This is a genomic window from Streptomyces sp. GMY02 (assembly GCF_019056675.1).
Classification (GTDB): Bacteria; Actinomycetota; Actinomycetes; order Streptomycetales; family Streptomycetaceae; genus Streptomyces; species Streptomyces odonnellii.
Map to the genome: position 1 here is coordinate 3,548,236 of NZ_CP077658.1, position 16,349 is coordinate 3,564,584.

Genomic DNA, 16,349 nt, shown 5'->3' on the forward strand with positions numbered 1-16,349 from the left:
CAGGGCCTCGGCACTTGGTTGTCCACAGGCTGTGCGCGGCGGGCGACGGGTGGGACATGATCGGGCCATGGGAAAGACGAACGAAGAGGACAAGCAGGCCGGCCGGGCCGATCGGGCCCGCGAGGATAGTGCCGAGACGTCCGGGAGCACGGACGGAGCGGCGAACGAAAAGAACGGGAAGGACGGGCGGGACCAGCGGGACGGGAAGGACGGGAAGACCGACGACGCGGCCCGGCGGCGCAGGCTGGCCGCATGGGCCGCGGCCGAGCGCATACTGACGCGGCCCGGGGTGAACCAGCGGCTGGGCGAGCGGCTGGCCGCGCTCGCGGCGGACGCGGAGTCGGTGTACGACCTGGACGAATGGTCCGATCTGTACGGGAACGGGATCGTCGCCGAGCTGGAGCGGCGGGTCGCCTCACTGCTCGGCTTCCCCGCGGCGGCCTTCTTCCCGACGGGCACGATGGCGCAGCAGGTGGCGCTCCGGTGCTGGGCGGGGCGTACGGGCAACGCGACGGTGGCGCTGCATCCCCTCGCGCACCCCGAGGTCCACGAGGGCGGCGCGCTGTCGGCCGTCAGCGGGCTGCGTACGGTCCATCCGACCACCGAGCCGAGGCTGCCGACCGCCGAGGAGGTCCGGGGCCTGGCCGACCCCTTCGGCACGCTGATGCTGGAACTGCCGCTGCGGGACGCGGGGTTCGTCCTGCCGTCCTGGGACGAGCTGGTCGCGGTGGTGGACGCGGCGCGCGAGCGGGACGCGGTGGTGCACTTCGACGGCGCGCGTCTGTGGGAGTGCGAACCGCACTTCGGGCGCACGCGGGCGGAGATCGCCGGGCTCGCGGACAGTGTGTACGTGTCCTTCTACAAGTCGCTGGACGGGCTGTCCGGCGCGGCGCTGGCGGGGCCGGAGGAGCTGGTGGAGGAGGCGCGGGTCTGGCGCCACCGTTACGGCGGGCAGCTCTTCCAGCAGTTCCCGGCGGCGCTGTCGGCGCTGCTGGGTCTTGAGCGCGAGCTGCCGCGGCTGCCGTCGTACGTCGCACACGCGCGCGTCGTCGCGGCGGCGCTGGCGGAGGGGTTCGCGGAGTCGGCGGCGCCGTGGTCCCGCGTACACCCGCGGCCCCCGCACACCCACCAGTTCCAGGTCTGGCTTCCGTACGCCCCGGAGGTCCTGAACGAGGCGTCGGTCCGGCAGGCGGAGGAAACGAAGACGTCGCTCTTCCGCGTCTGGTCGGCGCCACGATCGGGCCCGCCGGGCGTCTCCTTCACGGAGATCACGGTGACGGAACCGGGGCTGGAGTGGACGGCGGAGGACGTACGGAAGGCGGCGGGGGAGTTCATGACGCGGGTGAGGGAGGAGGCGGCAGCGTCCGCGTAGGCCGTGCGGGCGGGTCCCGTCGGCTTGCGGGGTACGAAATTCAGCCCGTCCGGCGATTGAGGACGAACCGGCACCCCGGGCGGGCCCGGCGGAAACAACCCGCCCGGCACCACGACCGCCCAGGACCTAGCCGGGAGGCGACCCCGCTCGGACCAGGCCCGACTCGTACGCCAGTACCACCACCTGCACCCGGTCCCGCAGCCCCAGCTTCGTCAGGATCCGGCCCACATGCGTCTTCACCGTCGCTTCCGACAGCACCAGCCGCCCCGCGATCTCGCCGTTCGACAGCCCCTGCGCGACCAGCAGCATCACCTCGCGCTCGCGGTCGGTGAGCCGGTCCAGCTCCTTGTTGCGCGGCTTCGTGCTCGTCGGGAGCATCGGCGAGAAGCGGTCGAGCAGGCGCCGGGTCGTGGACGGGGCGACCACCGCGTCCCCGCTGTGCACCGAGCGGATCGCGCTGAGCAGCTCGCCGGGCGGCACGTCCTTCAGCATGAAGCCGCTCGCCCCGGCCTTGAGCCCGGAGAAGGCGTACTCGTCGAGATCGAAGGTGGTCAGGATGAGCACCTTCGGCGCACCCGGTTCCGCGCAGATGCGGCGGGTCGCCTCGACGCCGTCGAGCCGGGGCATCCGGACGTCCATCAACACGACGTCCACGGTCACGGAGCGGAGGTTCTCGATCGCCTCCGCGCCGTCCCCGGCCTCCGCGACCACCTCCATGTCCGGCTGCGCGGCCAGCACCATACGGAAGCCGGTACGCAGCAGGACCTGGTCGTCGACGAGCATCACACGGATCGTCATCTGCGGGTTCCTTAATCGGTGAAGGCTGCGGGTTCCTTGTCGGTGAGGGCCGGGCCCGGTGCCCCTCCCGGTCCCCGGAAGCTAGTGCGCGGGTTTCAGCGGGAGCAGCGCGCTGATCCGGAAGCCGCCGCCCGGCCGCGGACCGGCGTCCAGCGTGCCGCCCACCATCCCGACCCGCTCGCGCATACCGATCAGACCGTGACCGCGCCCGTCGGCACCGCCGTCCTCGTACAGTTCGTGCGCCGCGCCCCGGCCGTCGTCCTCGACGAGCAGCCCGAGCCCGTCGTCGAAGTAGACCAGACGCACGCTGGCGCCGACATCCGGGCCGCCGTGCTTGCGGCTGTTGGTGAGGGCCTCCTGCACGATGCGGTACGCGGTCAGCTCCACCCCGCTGGGCAGCGGCCGCGGAGTGCCCTCAATCTTGAAGTCGACGCGGAGGCCGGCGCCCCGTACCTTCTCGACCAGTTCCTCGATCTGCCCGACATCGGGCTGCGGCACGTACTCGCCGCTCTCCTTGGCGTCGCCGGTCCGCAGCACCCCGAGCAGCCTGCGCATCTCCGCCAGCGCCTGCCGGCCGGTGCTCGAAATCGTCTCCAGGGCCTCTTTCGCCTGGTCGGGCGCCGCGTCCAGCACATAGGCCGCGCCGTCCGCCTGGACCACCATCACCGAGACATTGTGCGCGACGACATCGTGCAGCTCACGCGCGATCCGGGCGCGCTCGGCGGCCACCGCCACCTTGGCCTGCGCCTCGCGCTCCTTCTCCAGCCGGGTGGCGCGCTCCTCAAGCTGGTCGAAGTAGGCGCGGCGGGTACGGAAGGAGTCCCCCAGCACCCAGGCGAGGGCGAACGGCACGCCCATGATCACGGAGACGACGACCCGCCCCGCGATGCTGGACTCCTCCTGGGGCCAGCGCACCTGGGAGATCGGAGCGGCCAGCAGCCCGCCGATCAGCCCGAGTTGGGAGGCCCAGCGCGGTCCGCCCTGCGCCGCGACGGTGTAGATGGCCACCAGCATCGCGAAGTCCGCCGGGTTGACCGGCACATCGAGCGCGACCTGCACGACCCCCAGCGCCAGCACCAGGACCAGCGTCTTCTCCGGCGCCCGGCGGCGCAGCGCCACGGCGAGGCTGAGCAGCGCGACCGTCGGGATGGCCACCAGGCGCGGCCCCACCCCCGAGGTCTGCTGGACCGCCCACAGCAGAGAGAACCCGAAGAGCAGGACAGCCCAGAAGCTGTCGACGCCCGTCGGGTGTCTGCGGAGAAAGTCGTAGAAGCGCTGCACGTAACCCAGCGTAGGTAAATGGAGACGACGGAAGGGTCAACCGGAGGGTCGATCCGGTCGGCGGAAGCGTACTCCCCAAGGTGGAGACTTGGCTCCGTGACGGATGAGACAGGCGGGCCGCGGACGATCCGGGGGTCCGGAACGGGCCACGGCCCGAGCGCTGGCGCACGGCGGCCGAGGCCGCGCTCTACGGTCCCGGGGGCTTCTACCTGCGGCCCGAGGGTCCCGCCGGGCATTTCCGTACCTCGGTGCACGCCTCCCCGCTGTTCGCCACCGCCGTCGCCCGGCTGCTCGCCGCGACCGCCGGGCGGCTCGGTACGGACGAGGTGGCGCTGGTGGACATCGGCGCGGGCCGCGGCGAACTGCTGACCGGAATCCTGGCCGCGCTCCCCGGCGTACTCATGGAGGGACTCCCCGGCGTACGCACGGAAGGGCTCGCGGTCCGGCCGTACGCCGTCGAGCGCGCCCCGCGCCCCCGGGGCTGGATCCGCGGATCGAGTGGTGCGCCGAGCCGCCGCCCGGAGTCAGCGGGCTGGTCTTCGCCAATGAATGGCTGGACAACGTCCCCGTCGACATCACGGAGACCGGCACGGATGGAACCGTGCGGTATGTCCTGGTACGACCGGACGGCTCCGAGGAGCCGGGCGAACCGGTCGACGGGCCGGACGCGGAGTGGCTCGCCCGCTGGTGGCCGGAGGCCGGGCCGGGCAGCCGGGCGGAGATCGGCCGGCCGCGCGACGAGGCGTGGGCGGCGGCCGTCGCCACACTGGAGCGGGGGCTCGCGGTGGCCGTGGACTACGCGCATGTACGGGACGCCCGGCCGCCCTTCGGTACGCTGACCGGCTTCCGCGCGGGCCGCGAGGTGCCCCCCGTACCGGACGGGAGCTGCGACCTCACCGCCCATGTGGCACTGGACGCCTGCGCGCTGCCCGGCGCCGTACTGCTCAGCCAGCGCGAGGCGCTGGGCGCACTCGGAGTGAACGGTTCGCGTCCGCCGCTGTCCCTGGCCACCGCCGACCCGGCGGCATATGTACGGGCGCTCTCGGCGGCCGGCGAGGCGGCGGAGCTGACCGCGCGCGGCGGTCTCGGCGACTTCGGCTGGCTGATGCAGCCCGTCGGCATCGAACCACCGGACCTCGGAGCCTGATCCGGAGACCGGGCTCAGCGCCGGGCTCCAGGCCCCAGCACCCCAAGGCCTCAGCACCGCTGGGCCCCAGCACCGCTAGGGCAGTCCCCAGCCGGCCTCTGAGAGACTGTCGCCCATGACGGAGACCACCCGGACGACGGTCGGCATCGGCGGCGCCGCGGAGAGCACCGACATGGTGCTCAACATCGGGCCGCAGCACCCCTCCACCCACGGTGTGCTCCGCCTCCGCCTGGTGCTGGACGGCGAGGTGATCCGCAGCGCGGAGCCGGTCATCGGCTATATGCACCGGGGTGCGGAGAAGCTCTTCGAGGCGCGCGACTACCGGCAGGTCGTGGTGCTCGCCAACCGCCACGACTGGCTCTCGGCGTTCTCCAACGAGCTGGGCGTGGTGATGGCCGTCGAGCGGATGCTCGGCATGGAGGTGCCCGAGCGCGCCGTCTGGACCAGGACCCTGCTGGCCGAACTGAACCGCGTACTGAACCACCTGATGTTCATCGGCTCATACCCTCTCGAACTGGGCGGTATCACCCCGGTGTTCTATGCCTTCCGGGAGCGCGAGGAACTCCAGGCCGTGATGGAGGAGGTCTCCGGCGGCCGGATGCACTACATGTTCAACCGGGTCGGCGGCCTCAAGGAGGACCTGCCCGCGGGGTGGCTCGGCCGGGCCAGGCACGCGGTCGCGGAGGTCCGCTCGCGGATGGACGTGTACGACCGGCTGGTCCTCGGCAACGAGATCTTCCGGGGCCGCACCCGCGGGGTCGGGGTGCTGTCAAGGGAGGCGGTGCACGCGTACGGGGTGTCCGGGCCGATCGCCCGTGCCTCCGGGGTCGATTTCGATCTGCGCAGGGACGAGCCGTATCTCGCGTACGGCGAACTCCAGGACACCCTCAGGGTGATCACCCGCCAGGACGGCGACTGTCTGGCCCGCTTCGAATGTCTGCTGGACCAGACGCACAACGCGTTGGAACTGGCGGACGCGTGTCTGGACCGGATCGCGGAGCTGCTGCCCGGGCCGATCAACCAGCGGCTGCCGAAGGTGCTGAAGGCGCCCGAGGGACACACTTACGCCTGGACCGAGAACCCGCTCGGCATCAATGGCTACTACCTGGTCTCGAAGGGCGAGAAGACTCCGTACCGGCTGAAGCTCCGCTCGGCCTCGTTCAACAACATCCAGGCGCTGACCGAACTGCTGCCCGGGACGCAGGTCGCGGACATGGTGGCGATCCTGGGTTCGCTCTTCTTCGTGGTCGGCGACATCGACAAGTAGCCGGCACACCGCCGTCAAGCGAACAAGCACCCGTCAAGCAGCCAAGCGGCGCTCAGGCAGACACGTAACACTCACCCAGACACGTAACGGTCACGCAGACACGCAGCGGTCAGGCAGCGGGCGAGCCGACCGGATCGCCCGGCGGCCCCGGGCCGCTGGGCGCGGACCGCCGCCCGGCGCCGACCGCTTTCACGTGCTGACGGCGTCGCGCAGCGCTTCCGCACCGACCGGCCCGGTCTCGTCGTGCTCCGTCAGATCGATGACCTGGCCCACGGCCCGCTCATCGGTCCTGCGGCGCTCCGCGAGTGCCTCCTCACCCACCACATCGGCGAGGTCCTCGCTCTCCGCCCGCTCCAACTCGGCGGCGGCCGGGGCGGGCTCCTCCGGCTCGGCCGCGGACTCCGCGTCCGCCGCCGGCTTCTTGTGCTGGCCGCCGCTCTGCGCCGGCGCCTGCCCGTGGCCGTGCCCGGTCTGCGTACCGAAGAAGTCGAAGCCGCCCTCGGGCCGCCGCACCGGGTGGCGCTGCGGGGCGTACGGAACGATCGCCGAGGCCCCCGGCACCCGGGGAGCGGGCAGGGCGGACGACGGGCGGCTGTGCTGCTGGTCTCCCCCGCGCTGCTCTCCCGCGGCCGCGTGCTTCTCCTGCGGCTCCGCCGCCTCGGCGGCCGTCTCCGCCGCCCGCTCGGCGAGATCGCGTGCGCGAGCCGCCTCGACCAACTGCTTCGCCTGCTGGGCCGCGCCATTGCGGGACAGCTCGTCCAGGGCGCGCGCGGCGCTGAGATACGCCGCCGAAGTGGGCGAACCGCCCGCCGTCAGGGCCTTCGGCACGGCCGAGGCCTCGATGGCGAGCTGACGGCGCCCCTCCAGGGCGGTGGCCCGCTCGGTCTCCGCGGTGGCGTACCGGCGCAGCAGCGCCGCGTGCTCCCCGCGCAGCCCGGCCAGCTCGATCCGCTTGGCGCGCAGCTTGGCCTCCAGCTTGAGGCGCAGCTCACGCGACTCCTCGACATCGGCCTCCAGCTCGGCCGTACGCTCCTCGGCCCGCCACTGGTCGCTCTCCCGGCCACGGGTCAGCTCGGCGACCTGGCGGCCGGCGCCGCGGTCCCAGCTACGCATGAGGACCGCGCCGCTGACGGCGACAACCGCCGTGGCCGCGACCAGACCGCGGAGCACCACGGGCTCCGTGAAGAACCAGGCGCCCGCGGCGCAGAGAACCGCGGCTCCGGCGACCGCCGAGGGCGGCAGAAGCTTGTGGAGGGGTGGGGAATGGCGGTGGCGTCCACGTGGCATGGCCTGAAATTTACCGTGTGCCGAGACGGATTGGGGGGCCGGTCGAACAATCAAACCAACCCCTCTTACCGAAGCCGCCGATCCCTTTCCCCTCTTTCCTCTACAGAACTCCGTTTTGCCTGCCGTCACTTACCTGCCGACGGCCGCACGGCCGCCGTTCCACGACTACTTCTTGACCAGACCTTTGGACTCCAGATACTCCTTGGCCACATCCTCGGGCTTCGCGCGCTCGGCATCGACCTTCAGGTTCAACTGCGCGAGATCATCGGTCGTCAGCGCGGCGGTCAGCTTGCCGAGGACATCGGCTATCTCCTGCGACCCGGCGTCCTTCGCATTGACCACCGGCAGTACGTTGTCGGCGTTCTGGAGCTTCTTGTCGTCCTCCAGCACGACCAGTCCGAAGCTGTCGAGCGTGCCATCGGTGGTGGAGCTGAGAACCACCTGGTCCACACCGTCCTTGACGGCCTGCTTGGACTGCGGAGTGCCGACGCCCTTGGGGTCGATACCGGCGACGTCGATGCCGTACGTCTTCTTCAGGCCCGGCGCGCAGAACGGCCGCACCTCGCACTCGTCGCCCGCCGCGATCTTCACTTTGATCTTGGACTTTCCAAGATCGGAAAGGGTCTTGAGGCTGTTCTTCTCGGCGAATTCCTTGGTGACGGCGAAGGCATTCTGGTCGACGGCCTGGCCAACGGCCAGGACCTTCAGTCCGAGCGGCTCCGCGAGCTTCTTCAGCTCGGCGACGGTCGCGTCCGCGTCGCTGCTCGCGAGCGGCTTCGCCAGGGCCGCGTCCGCCCCGTTCACCTTGGCGTTGAGGAATTCGGTGATCGTCGCCGCGTATTCCGGTACGACGTCGATCTCGCCCTTCTCCAGGGAGGGTTCGTACAGCTCGCGGTTCTTCACCGTGGTCACGGAGGTCGAGTAGCCGGCGTCGCCCAGGATCTGGGCGTACAGCTCGGCGAGCACCTTGGACTCGGTGAAGGCCGCGGCGCCTATGACGAGCGAGCCCTTCTCTCCCGAACCCGAGCCGGAGCCGGCCGCGGAGCCGCCCTTGTCCTTCTCCAGGCTGTCGCCGCCGCATGCGGCGAGCGAGACGGTCAGCACCGCCGCCCCCAGTACCGCACCCGCGATACGCGTGGTCTTGCTCATCAGGTCACCATCTCCAAGAAGCCATGAGGTCGGTCGTCACGCGGTCGTGCGGGACGGGGTCCTGCCGCCGGAGGACCGGGGGGCGAGGGCCGGGGCCGGGTCGATCACCCGGTCCAGCGCCACCAGCACGCCTTCGACGAACAGCGCGAGCAGCGCGACGAGGAGTGCACCCGCGACCACCTGCGGAGTGTTGTACGTGTTGAAACCGGCCGTGATGATCCGGCCGAGCCCGCCCTGGCCGACCATCGCCGCGATGGTGGCGGTCGCCACCACCTGGACGGAGGCGGACCGCAGGCCGGTCATGATCAGCGGGTACGCGAGGGGCAGTTCGACCCGTACGAAGAGCTGGCGCCCGGACATGCCCATCCCCCGGGCGGCCTCGACGACCGCGCCGTCCACCTCCCGCATCCCGACATAGGCGTTGGTCAGCAGCGGCGGCACCGCGAACAGCACCAGGGCGATGACCGTGGGCACCGAGCCCGCGTTCCGCAGTGGCGAGACCATGAACAGGGCCAGCACCGCGAAGACGGGGATCGCCCGGCCCACATTGGAGATATTGACCGCGAGCGCGCCGCCCCTGCCGATGTGCCCCAGATACAGCGCCAGCGGCAGGGCTATCGCACAGGCCACCGCGAGCGAGACCCCGCTGACGAGCACATGCTCCCCCAGCCGGTGCCACACACCGCTGTCGCCCTTCCAGTTGGCACCGGTCGCCAGCCAGCTCCAGGCGTCTCCCAGAACCCCCATGGTCAGCCCACCGCCTTCACCGGCTCGGGCGCGGGCGCTGCGCCGCCCTCACGAGGAGCGGCCGGACCCGCTCCGGAGCCGCGCACCGGGCGCGCCGTACGTATTCGGGTCCACGGCGTGAGCAGCCGCTGTACCCCGAGCAGCAGCAGGTCGGCGACAACCGCGAGCAGCACACAGAGCACCGAGGCCGTCAGCACCTGCGCCTTGAAGAAGCTCGGCAGCGCGTCCTCGATCAGATTGCCCAGACCGCCCCGGCCGACGATCGAACCGACCGTGGTCAGCGCGATCGTCGACACCGTGGCTATTCGGAGGCCGGCCATCAGCGCGGGCAGTGCCAGCGGAAGCTCGACCTCCCAGAGCATCCGCCCCGGTCCGTACCCCATCCCGCGGGCCGCCTCCCGTGCCTCTTCCGGCACCGAATCGAGCCCCGCCATGATGTTCCGCACAAGAATGGTCAGCGAATACAGCACCAGCCCCGTGATCACGAGTCCGGCGGAGAGTCCGAAGAGCGGAAGCAGCAGCGAGAACATCGCCAGCGACGGAATCGTGTAGAGCAGGGTCGTCAGCCCCAGCACCGGTCCGGCGAAAGAGGGCCTGCTCCGCGCCAGCAGCGCCAGCGGAAATGCCACGAGCAGTCCGATCACGACGGAGACCGCGGTGATCCACACGTGCTGGACGGTGGCATCGATCAACTCCTGGCTGCGGGAGCGGAGATATTCCCCGCAGATCCAGTCGTTCGCCGCCAGGCAACTCTGTGTCGTCATGCGTTCCCACCTCCCCGTCTCCCCGAACGGTCTCCCCGGACGTATGGCTGGTTCCTACTGTCTGGCGACCCTATCCCCGACCACTGACATTCGCGGAAGCCCGCCACATTCCAGCAACATGGCCTTCACACAACACGCCGCACAATGGGGAACCATGATCCGATTCGAGCACGTCACCAAGCGGTACGCGGACGGCACGACCGCCGTCGACGACCTCTCCTTCGAGGTCTCCCAGGGCGAACTGGTCACACTCGTCGGACCCTCCGGCTGCGGCAAGACCACCACCATGAAAATGGTCAACCGCCTGATCGAGCCGACCGAGGGGCGGATATTCCTCGACGGCGACGACATTTCCGCCATCGACCCGGTCCAGCTCAGGCGCCGTATCGGCTATGTCATCCAGCAGGTCGGTCTCTTCCCGCACAAGACCGTCCTGGAGAACACCGCGACCGTTCCGCATCTCCTCGGCTGGCAGCGCGCCAAGGGCCGCGCCCGCGCCGCCGAACTCCTCGATCTCGTCGGTCTCGACCCGTCCGTCTACGGCGACCGCTACCCCGAGCAGCTCTCCGGCGGCCAGCGCCAGCGCGTCGGGGTGGCCCGCGCGCTGGCCGCCGACCCGCCCGTCCTGCTGATGGACGAGCCCTTCGGCGCGGTCGACCCGGTCGTACGCGACCACCTCCAGAGCGAGTTCCTCAAGCTCCAGGCGGCGGTCCGCAAGACTGTGCTGTTTGTCACGCACGACATCGAGGAAGCGGTACGGCTCGGCGACCGTATCGCTGTCTACGGGCAGGGCAGGATCGAGCAGTTCGACGCCCCCGCCGCCGTGCTCGGTGCCCCCGCCACCCCGTATGTCGCGGACTTCGTCGGCGCCGACCGCGGGCTCAAGCGGCTGTCCGTCACTCCCATCGAGGAGGGCGACCTGGAGCAGCCGCCCGTCGTGCATCTCGACGACCCGCTCGGGCGCGCGGCCGCGAAGCTCGCCGAGGAGGGCGCGCGCTGGGCCGTCGTCCTGGACTCCGAGGAGAATCTGCACGGCTGGATCTCCACCGACAGCACCGGGGCCTCGGGGACGGTACGGGAACACGCCCGCCGGATGGAGGCCTGGCTGCCCGTCGGGGCTTCGCTCAAGCAGGCGTTCGCCACGATGCTCCAGCACGACGCGGGCTGGATCGCGGTCATCGACCAGGAGGAGACCGGCCGCTTCCTGGGGGTCCTCACCCCGGCCCGGCTGCACGAGGCGCTGCGCCGCTCCATCGACGCGGACGCGCAGGACATCCCCCGTACCGCCGTGGAACTGGAGACCGTCAGCCTCATCGCGCACTGAGCCGACCGCTCACGCCCCCCTCAACGACCCCTTCAACGACCCCTCAACCGGACCTCGACGGACCCCGGGCCGGACTTCGGCCGACCCCTTGAGCCGGTCACTCCGCGCTGAGCCGACTGCTCATCCACTCCAGCGCCGACGGGATCTCCCTGCGCCAGGTGTTGAAGTTGTGCGCGCCGCTGTCGAGGATGATCGACGCGACCTGCGCGGGCGGTCTGACCTTGCTGATGAACTCCTTGGTGGCGCGCAGGTTCCGCTCGCCCTTCTTGGAACTGGTGACCAGCAGGGACGAGTTGCCCTGCGGCAGATGCTCCAGGCTCCACAGCAGGTTGGCCCGGTTCCGCAGCCGCTGGTCGCCGTGGAACAGATCACCGGTCGTCGGGTCCTCCGCCGCCTTGTAGTCCGCCGAGAGGCCGGCGCCCACCGAGTAGCGCTCCGGGTGGTGCAGGGCGATCTTCAGAGCGCAGTAGCCCCCGGTGGAGTTGCCGATGATGCCCCAGTTCCGCGGCGCCGTCTTGACGCGGTACGCCCGGGACACCGCCAGCGGCAGATCCCTGGCGAAGAAGGTCTCGGTCTGCGGGCCCCGCGGGACGTCCACGCACTCGGTGTCCCTGGGCGGTGCCACGGTGGGCCGCAGCATCACCAGGATCATCGGCTGCATCTTGCCCTTCTTCGCCAGCTCCCAGGCGGTCCTGGGGTAGTTCAGGCCCTTGATCAGGTTCTCCGCCACCCCGGGATAGCCGGTGAGGACCACGGCCGCGGGGAACGACAGGGTCTGGAAGTGCCGCTGGAAGTACTCCGGCGGCAGATAGACGTACGCCGTGCTGTCGATCCCGGATCTCGGGCCGCCGATGGCGATCTTCTGGATCTGGCCGGCCACGGTGGGCTGTTTGCTGCCGGGTACGGGTGAGCGCTCCGTGTCCATGATGGTGATGTCCTTGCCGTTGGCCGCCGGGCCGACCACCGTCCCCAGCTCCTGCTCCTGGCCGAAGAGGTCCCGCCAGGAGCCGTAGAAGAGGAAGTACTGGTTCGCGACCAGGCCGACGGCCATGAAGAGGCTCACCTGGGTGGCGAACAGCAGCCCCACCCGGCCGAGCACCGCGCGCGCCGTACGGGCGGACAGCCTCGGCCACAGCCAGATCGTGGCGACGAACAGCAGGACGGCCAGCAGGACGGCCAGGGCGAGAACTTTACGGCTGGTAAGACCCATGTCCACCGAGCTTTCTCCCGTGAGATTTTCCGGAACGCTGAGGAACCCTCCCCGAATCGGCCGCGGCACACCACGGGGATGCCCCCGTTCGGCGGACGCGCCGTCCGGGCCGTACCGGGAGGAGGCACGCCGTACCCCGCTGTCCCCCCCGAGCGGCCTTCCGGCACCGGGGCCCGGGAAGATCCACCGGGCACCCCCTACTGTGGGCATATGAGTACGTTGCGTGGACGGGGCACCGTCGAGGGCCTGCCGGAGTGGGACCGCTGCGCGGTCATGGGTGTCGTCAATGTGACGCCCGACTCGTTCTCCGACGGCGGCCGCTGGTTCGACACCACCACCGCCGTCAAGCACGGCCTCGATCTCGTCGCCGAGGGCGCCGACCTGGTCGACGTCGGCGGTGAGTCCACCCGCCCCGGCGCCACCCGGGTCGACGAGGACGAGGAGCTGAGACGCGTCGTACCGGTCGTACGGGGCCTGGCCGCCGAGGGCGTCACCGTGTCCGTCGACACCATGCGCGCCTCCGTCGCCGAGCAGGCGGTCGCCGCCGGAGCCGTCCTGGTCAACGATGTCAGCGGCGGGCTCGCCGACCCGGCCATGGTGCCCGCGGTCGCCGCCGCCCGCGTGCCCTTCGTGGTGATGCACTGGCGCGGCTTCAGCGAGACCATGAACAGCCGCGCCGTCTACACGGACGTGGTCGCGGAGGTCCTCGGCGAACTGCGCGCCCGCATGGACGCGGTGATCGCCGGGGGCATCGACCCCGAACACCTCGTCGTCGATCCCGGCCTCGGCTTCGCCAAGCAGGCCGGCCACGACCTCGCGCTCCTCGCCCATCTGCCGGAACTGCGCTCCCTGGGCCGCCCGCTGCTGGTCGCCGCCTCCCGCAAGCGATTCCTCGGCCATGTTCTCGCGGGCGGCGAGGGCTCCCCGCCGCCCGCCCGCGAGCGCGACGCGGCCACCGCCGCGGTCTCCGCCATAGCGGCCCACCAGGGCGCCTGGGCCGTACGGGTCCATGAGGTACGGGCGACCGCCGACGCCGTACGGGTGGCGCGCGCGGTCGAGGGCGCCGCCCGGTGACCGCCCTCACGGACCAGGAACAGGTCGAGCAGGCCAACACGACCTTCTACGAGGCCATGGAGCGCGGTGACCTCGATGTGCTGTCCGGGCTCTGGCTGGAGGGCGAGGACGACGAGATCTCCTGTGTCCACCCCGGCTGGCCCGTGCTCACCGGCCGGGGCGATGTGCTCCGCTCGTACGCCCTGATCATGGCGAACACCGAGTACATCCAGTTCTTCCTCACCGATGTCACGGTCGCCGTCGCCGCGGACACCGCCCTGGTGACCTGCACCGAGAACATCCTGAGCGGCGGCCCGGCCGAGGAGAGCGGCGAGCTGGGACCGCTCGTCGGCCAGCTCGTCGTCGCCACCAATGTGTTCCGGCGTACCCCTGAGGGCTGGAAACTCTGGTCCCACCACGGTTCACCCGTTCTGACCGAAACCGACGAGGAACCGGACGACGAGACACCGGCCTGAGTGGGTAGGCGCCCCTTTGTGAACCGGTTGCCGGAGGCCGTGCGCGAGGACGGCCTCCGACGGCGCGGCGCCGCGCCCGTCACCCCCTCGGGGTAGAGCTGTCGGTGCCCGCGAGTAGATTCAGGCGAGGGCACGCGGCCGCCCGAACGCGGTCAGGTGCCCCCGGACCAACGACAGCAGGAGTGATTCGCGTGGATCGTGTCGCGCTGCGCGGCCTCAAGGCCCGTGGGCACCATGGCGTCTTCCCCCGGGAACGGGAGGAGGGCCAGACCTTCATCGTGGATCTGGTGCTCGGCCTGGACACCCGTCCCGCGGCGGCCGACGACGACCTGGCGAAGACCGTGCACTACGGGATCGTGGCCGAGGAGGTCGTGGAGGTCGTGGAGGGGGAGCCCGTCGACCTGATCGAGACCCTGGCCGAGCGCATCGCCCAGCGGTGCCTGAAGCACAACGGCGTCCAGGAGGTCGAGGTGGTCGTCCACAAGCCCGACGCCCCGATCACCGTGCCGTTCGACGATGTCACCGTCACCATCACCCGGAGCCGAGTATGACCGTGTTCTCTACCAATGGGCCGCAGAGCGACCCCACCGTGCAGCCGGTACCCGCCTCCGTGGTCGCGCAGGTGGACGCGGCGGACACCACGCTCTCCAATCCGAAACGCGCCGTGGTCTCCCTCGGCTCCAATCTCGGCAACAGACTGGAGACCCTCCAGGGCGCCATCGACGCGCTGGAGGACACGCCCGGCCTGCGGGTCAAGGCGGTCTCCCCGGTGTACGAGACAGAGCCGTGGGGTGTCGAACCGGGCACCCAGCCGTCGTACTTCAACGCGGTCGTCGTGATCAAAACGACGCTGCCGCCGTCGTCCCTGCTGGAGCGCGGGCAGGCAATCGAGGAGGCGTTCGACCGGGTCCGGGACGAGCGCTGGGGACCGCGCACCATAGACGTGGACATCCTGGCGTACGCGGATGTCGTCTCGGACGACCCGCAGCTCACCCTCCCTCATCCCCGCGCCCATGAACGCGCCTTCGTGCTCGCTCCGTGGTACGACGTGGAGCCGGAGGCACAGGTGGCCGGCCATGGCGCGGTCGCCGAGCTGCTCGCGCGGATCGGCCGCGGCGGTGTGCGGACCCGGGAGGATCTGGAACTCCGCCTCCCCGAGTAGTCGTTAGGCTCAGCGGGTCGGTACGGCAAGGCGAAGGGCGGCTCTCTCGGTGAAGCAGTTGCGGATCGGCGTCCTGGCCGGCCTGTTCGTGGTGGCCGGTGTGCTCGCCTGGGCCGGTGCCCGGCTCTGGGACTCGTTCGGCACGCTGCCGAGCGTCCCGCTCGCGGCGCCCATCGTCCTGGCCGTGATCGCCGCCGTGCTCACCGCCACCGCCCTGTCCCTGCGCGCCCGGCTCAAGGCCCAGCGCGAACGCCGCCCCGACGCCAAGGGGGTCGATCCGCTGATGGCGGCCCGCGCGGTCGTCTTCGGCCAGGCCAGCGCCCTGGTGGCGGCCCTGGTCTCAGGTATCTACGGCGGTACGGGCGTCTATCTTCTGGGCCATCTCGACATCCCCTCCCGCCGCGACCAGGCGATCTATGCGGGCTTCTCGGTTCTGGCGGGCATCGCGGTGATCGTCGCGGCCTTCTTCCTGGAGCGCGTCTGCAAACTCCCCGAGGACCCGGAGGACAAGAACCACAACAACCACGGCGCGGCCCCCGCCGGTCCGGTCTGAGCCACGACGGCCCCTGAGCGCCACGGCCGGCCGACAGCGGCCGGCCGTGTCAGCGGGCCATGATCAGGCTCATGGCCTCCGCGCGGGTCGCCGGCACACGCAACTGCCCGCGCACCGCCGACGTGATCGTCTTGGCCCCCGGCTTGCGCACCCCGCGCATGGTCATGCACATGTGCTCGCACTCGATGACCACGATCACCCCCCGCGGATCCAGGATCTCCATCAGGGAGTCGGCGATCTGTGTGGTCAGCCGCTCCTGGACCTGCGGCCGGCGGGCGTAGACATCCACCAGCCGGGCCAGCTTCGAAAGACCCGTGATCTTCCCGTCCGCCGACGGGATGTAGCCGACATGAGCAACCCCCACAAAGGGGACAAGGTGATGCTCACAGGAGGACATCACTTCGATGTCCTTCACCAGCACCATTTCGTCATGGCCGAGATCGAACGTCGTCGTCAGCACGTCCTCGGGCGTCTGCCACAGTCCCGCGAATATCTCCTTGTACGCGCGGGCCACACGGCCGGGGGTCGCTCGCAGCCCCTCGCGGTCCGGGTCCTCCCCGACGGCGATGAGGAGTTCGCGCACCGCATTCTCCGCCCGCTTCTCGTCGAATTCGCGTATGGGGTTCTCACCCTCCAGCGTCACCGGGTCGGTCATGTGTGCCTCGTTCCTGTGCCGTCCTCGTGGGCGGGCAGACGAATGCCGCGCTCCCACAGGCTAAAACCTGGGGGGCGCGGCATCCATTCCGGGCCGTACGAGGG

General features: G+C 70.7%; 16 protein-coding genes and 1 pseudogene. 9 read left to right on the forward strand and 8 right to left on the reverse strand.

Features of this window, described 5'->3' with window-relative positions:
* Positions 1-67 precede the first annotated feature (67 nt).
* Positions 68-1,372: a low specificity L-threonine aldolase gene (locus KQY30_RS14950; RefSeq protein ID WP_217307237.1), complete on the forward strand. Its 1,305-nt coding sequence runs from the start codon at positions 68-70 to the stop codon at positions 1,370-1,372.
* A gap of 126 nt (positions 1,373-1,498) precedes the next feature.
* On the opposite strand, the gene KQY30_RS14955 is transcribed toward KQY30_RS14950, so the two are convergent.
* Positions 1,499-2,170: a response regulator transcription factor gene (locus tag KQY30_RS14955; RefSeq protein ID WP_217307238.1), complete on the reverse strand. Its 672-nt coding sequence runs from the start codon at positions 2,168-2,170 to the stop codon at positions 1,499-1,501.
* Positions 2,171-2,251: 81 nt separating this feature from the next.
* Positions 2,252-3,451, reverse strand: coding sequence for a sensor histidine kinase (locus KQY30_RS14960; protein ID WP_217307239.1), 1,200 nt, complete (start codon positions 3,449-3,451; stop codon positions 2,252-2,254).
* Between the two features lie 161 nt (positions 3,452-3,612).
* Between KQY30_RS14960 and KQY30_RS14965 the strand changes: the two are divergent.
* Positions 3,613-4,598, forward strand: a pseudogene (locus tag KQY30_RS14965) (SAM-dependent methyltransferase); the annotation flags it as partial.
* A 115-nt stretch (positions 4,599-4,713) separates the two neighbouring features.
* Positions 4,714-5,865 carry an NADH-quinone oxidoreductase subunit D gene (locus KQY30_RS14970; RefSeq protein ID WP_217307240.1) on the forward strand — a complete coding sequence of 384 codons (1,152 nt, stop codon included), beginning with the start codon at positions 4,714-4,716 and terminating at the stop codon, positions 5,863-5,865.
* A 189-nt stretch (positions 5,866-6,054) separates the two neighbouring features.
* Here the strand turns inward: KQY30_RS14970 and KQY30_RS14975 are convergent, their stop codons facing one another.
* The 4 genes from KQY30_RS14975 to KQY30_RS14990 form a co-directional block, all read right to left on the reverse strand.
* Positions 6,055-7,152: a hypothetical protein gene (locus KQY30_RS14975; RefSeq protein WP_217307241.1), complete on the reverse strand. Its 1,098-nt coding sequence runs from the start codon at positions 7,150-7,152 to the stop codon at positions 6,055-6,057.
* A gap of 165 nt (positions 7,153-7,317) precedes the next feature.
* On the reverse strand, positions 7,318-8,301 hold the full coding sequence (locus KQY30_RS14980; protein WP_217307242.1) for an ABC transporter substrate-binding protein: 984 nt from the start codon (positions 8,299-8,301) through the stop codon (positions 7,318-7,320).
* Between the two features lie 36 nt (positions 8,302-8,337).
* Positions 8,338-9,048 carry an ABC transporter permease gene (locus KQY30_RS14985; protein ID WP_217307243.1) on the reverse strand — a complete coding sequence of 237 codons (711 nt, stop codon included), beginning with the start codon at positions 9,046-9,048 and terminating at the stop codon, positions 8,338-8,340.
* 2 nt (positions 9,049-9,050) lie between these two features.
* Complete coding sequence (locus tag KQY30_RS14990) at positions 9,051-9,812, reverse strand: ABC transporter permease (RefSeq protein ID WP_217307244.1); 762 nt, start codon at positions 9,810-9,812, stop codon at positions 9,051-9,053.
* Positions 9,813-9,966: 154 nt separating this feature from the next.
* Between KQY30_RS14990 and KQY30_RS14995 the strand changes: the two genes are divergently transcribed.
* On the forward strand, positions 9,967-11,136 hold the full coding sequence (locus KQY30_RS14995; protein WP_217307245.1) for an ABC transporter ATP-binding protein: 1,170 nt from the start codon (positions 9,967-9,969) through the stop codon (positions 11,134-11,136).
* Positions 11,137-11,233: 97 nt separating this feature from the next.
* Here KQY30_RS14995 and KQY30_RS15000 read toward each other — a convergent pair whose 3' ends face one another.
* Complete coding sequence (locus tag KQY30_RS15000; protein ID WP_217307246.1) at positions 11,234-12,346, reverse strand: esterase family protein; 1,113 nt, start codon at positions 12,344-12,346, stop codon at positions 11,234-11,236.
* A 210-nt stretch (positions 12,347-12,556) separates the two neighbouring features.
* Here KQY30_RS15000 and folP point away from each other — a divergent pair, with 210 nt between their 5' ends.
* The 5 genes from folP (at position 12,557) to KQY30_RS15025 (ending at position 15,590) form a co-directional block, all read left to right on the forward strand.
* On the forward strand, positions 12,557-13,420 hold the full coding sequence (gene folP / locus KQY30_RS15005) for a dihydropteroate synthase (RefSeq protein ID WP_217307247.1): 864 nt from the start codon (positions 12,557-12,559) through the stop codon (positions 13,418-13,420).
* Positions 13,417-13,875: a nuclear transport factor 2 family protein gene (locus KQY30_RS15010; RefSeq protein ID WP_046497667.1), complete on the forward strand. Its 459-nt coding sequence runs from the start codon at positions 13,417-13,419 to the stop codon at positions 13,873-13,875. The genes folP and KQY30_RS15010 overlap by 4 nt, the downstream gene beginning before the upstream one ends.
* Positions 13,876-14,066: 191 nt before the next feature.
* Positions 14,067-14,426, forward strand: coding sequence for a dihydroneopterin aldolase (gene folB / locus KQY30_RS15015; RefSeq protein ID WP_217307248.1), 360 nt, complete (start codon positions 14,067-14,069; stop codon positions 14,424-14,426).
* Positions 14,423-15,037 carry a 2-amino-4-hydroxy-6-hydroxymethyldihydropteridine diphosphokinase gene (folK, locus tag KQY30_RS15020; protein WP_217307249.1) on the forward strand — a complete coding sequence of 205 codons (615 nt, stop codon included), beginning with the start codon at positions 14,423-14,425 and terminating at the stop codon, positions 15,035-15,037. Before folB ends, folK begins: the two co-directional genes overlap by 4 nt.
* Positions 15,038-15,086: 49 nt before the next feature.
* Positions 15,087-15,590 (forward strand): DUF3180 domain-containing protein, encoded by a 504-nt coding sequence (locus KQY30_RS15025; RefSeq protein WP_217307250.1) that lies wholly within the window; start codon positions 15,087-15,089, stop codon positions 15,588-15,590.
* A gap of 49 nt (positions 15,591-15,639) precedes the next feature.
* On the opposite strand, the gene folE is transcribed toward KQY30_RS15025, so the two are convergent.
* Complete coding sequence (gene folE / locus KQY30_RS15030) at positions 15,640-16,245, reverse strand: GTP cyclohydrolase I FolE (protein ID WP_217307251.1); 606 nt, start codon at positions 16,243-16,245, stop codon at positions 15,640-15,642.
* Between the last annotated feature and the right edge of the window lie 104 nt (positions 16,246-16,349).

Bases quoted from the DNA above. Each gene is read 5' to 3' on its own strand.
- KQY30_RS14950 (WP_217307237.1), top strand. From the start codon at position 68: ATGGGAAAGACGAACGAAGAGGACAAGCAGGCCGGCCGGGCCGATCGG.
- KQY30_RS14955 (WP_217307238.1), bottom strand. From the start codon at position 2,170: ATGACGATCCGTGTGATGCTCGTCGACGACCAGGTCCTGCTGCGTACC.
- KQY30_RS14970 (WP_217307240.1), top strand. From the start codon at position 4,714: ATGACGGAGACCACCCGGACGACGGTCGGCATCGGCGGCGCCGCGGAG.
- KQY30_RS14975 (WP_217307241.1), bottom strand. From the start codon at position 7,152: ATGCCACGTGGACGCCACCGCCATTCCCCACCCCTCCACAAGCTTCTG.
- KQY30_RS14980 (WP_217307242.1), bottom strand. From the start codon at position 8,301: ATGAGCAAGACCACGCGTATCGCGGGTGCGGTACTGGGGGCGGCGGTG.
- KQY30_RS14985 (WP_217307243.1), bottom strand. From the start codon at position 9,048: ATGGGGGTTCTGGGAGACGCCTGGAGCTGGCTGGCGACCGGTGCCAAC.
- KQY30_RS14990 (WP_217307244.1), bottom strand. From the start codon at position 9,812: ATGACGACACAGAGTTGCCTGGCGGCGAACGACTGGATCTGCGGGGAA.
- KQY30_RS14995 (WP_217307245.1), top strand. From the start codon at position 9,967: ATGATCCGATTCGAGCACGTCACCAAGCGGTACGCGGACGGCACGACC.
- KQY30_RS15000 (WP_217307246.1), bottom strand. From the start codon at position 12,346: ATGGGTCTTACCAGCCGTAAAGTTCTCGCCCTGGCCGTCCTGCTGGCC.
- folP (WP_217307247.1), top strand. From the start codon at position 12,557: ATGAGTACGTTGCGTGGACGGGGCACCGTCGAGGGCCTGCCGGAGTGG.
- folK (WP_217307249.1), top strand. From the start codon at position 14,423: ATGACCGTGTTCTCTACCAATGGGCCGCAGAGCGACCCCACCGTGCAG.
- folE (WP_217307251.1), bottom strand. From the start codon at position 16,245: ATGACCGACCCGGTGACGCTGGAGGGTGAGAACCCCATACGCGAATTC.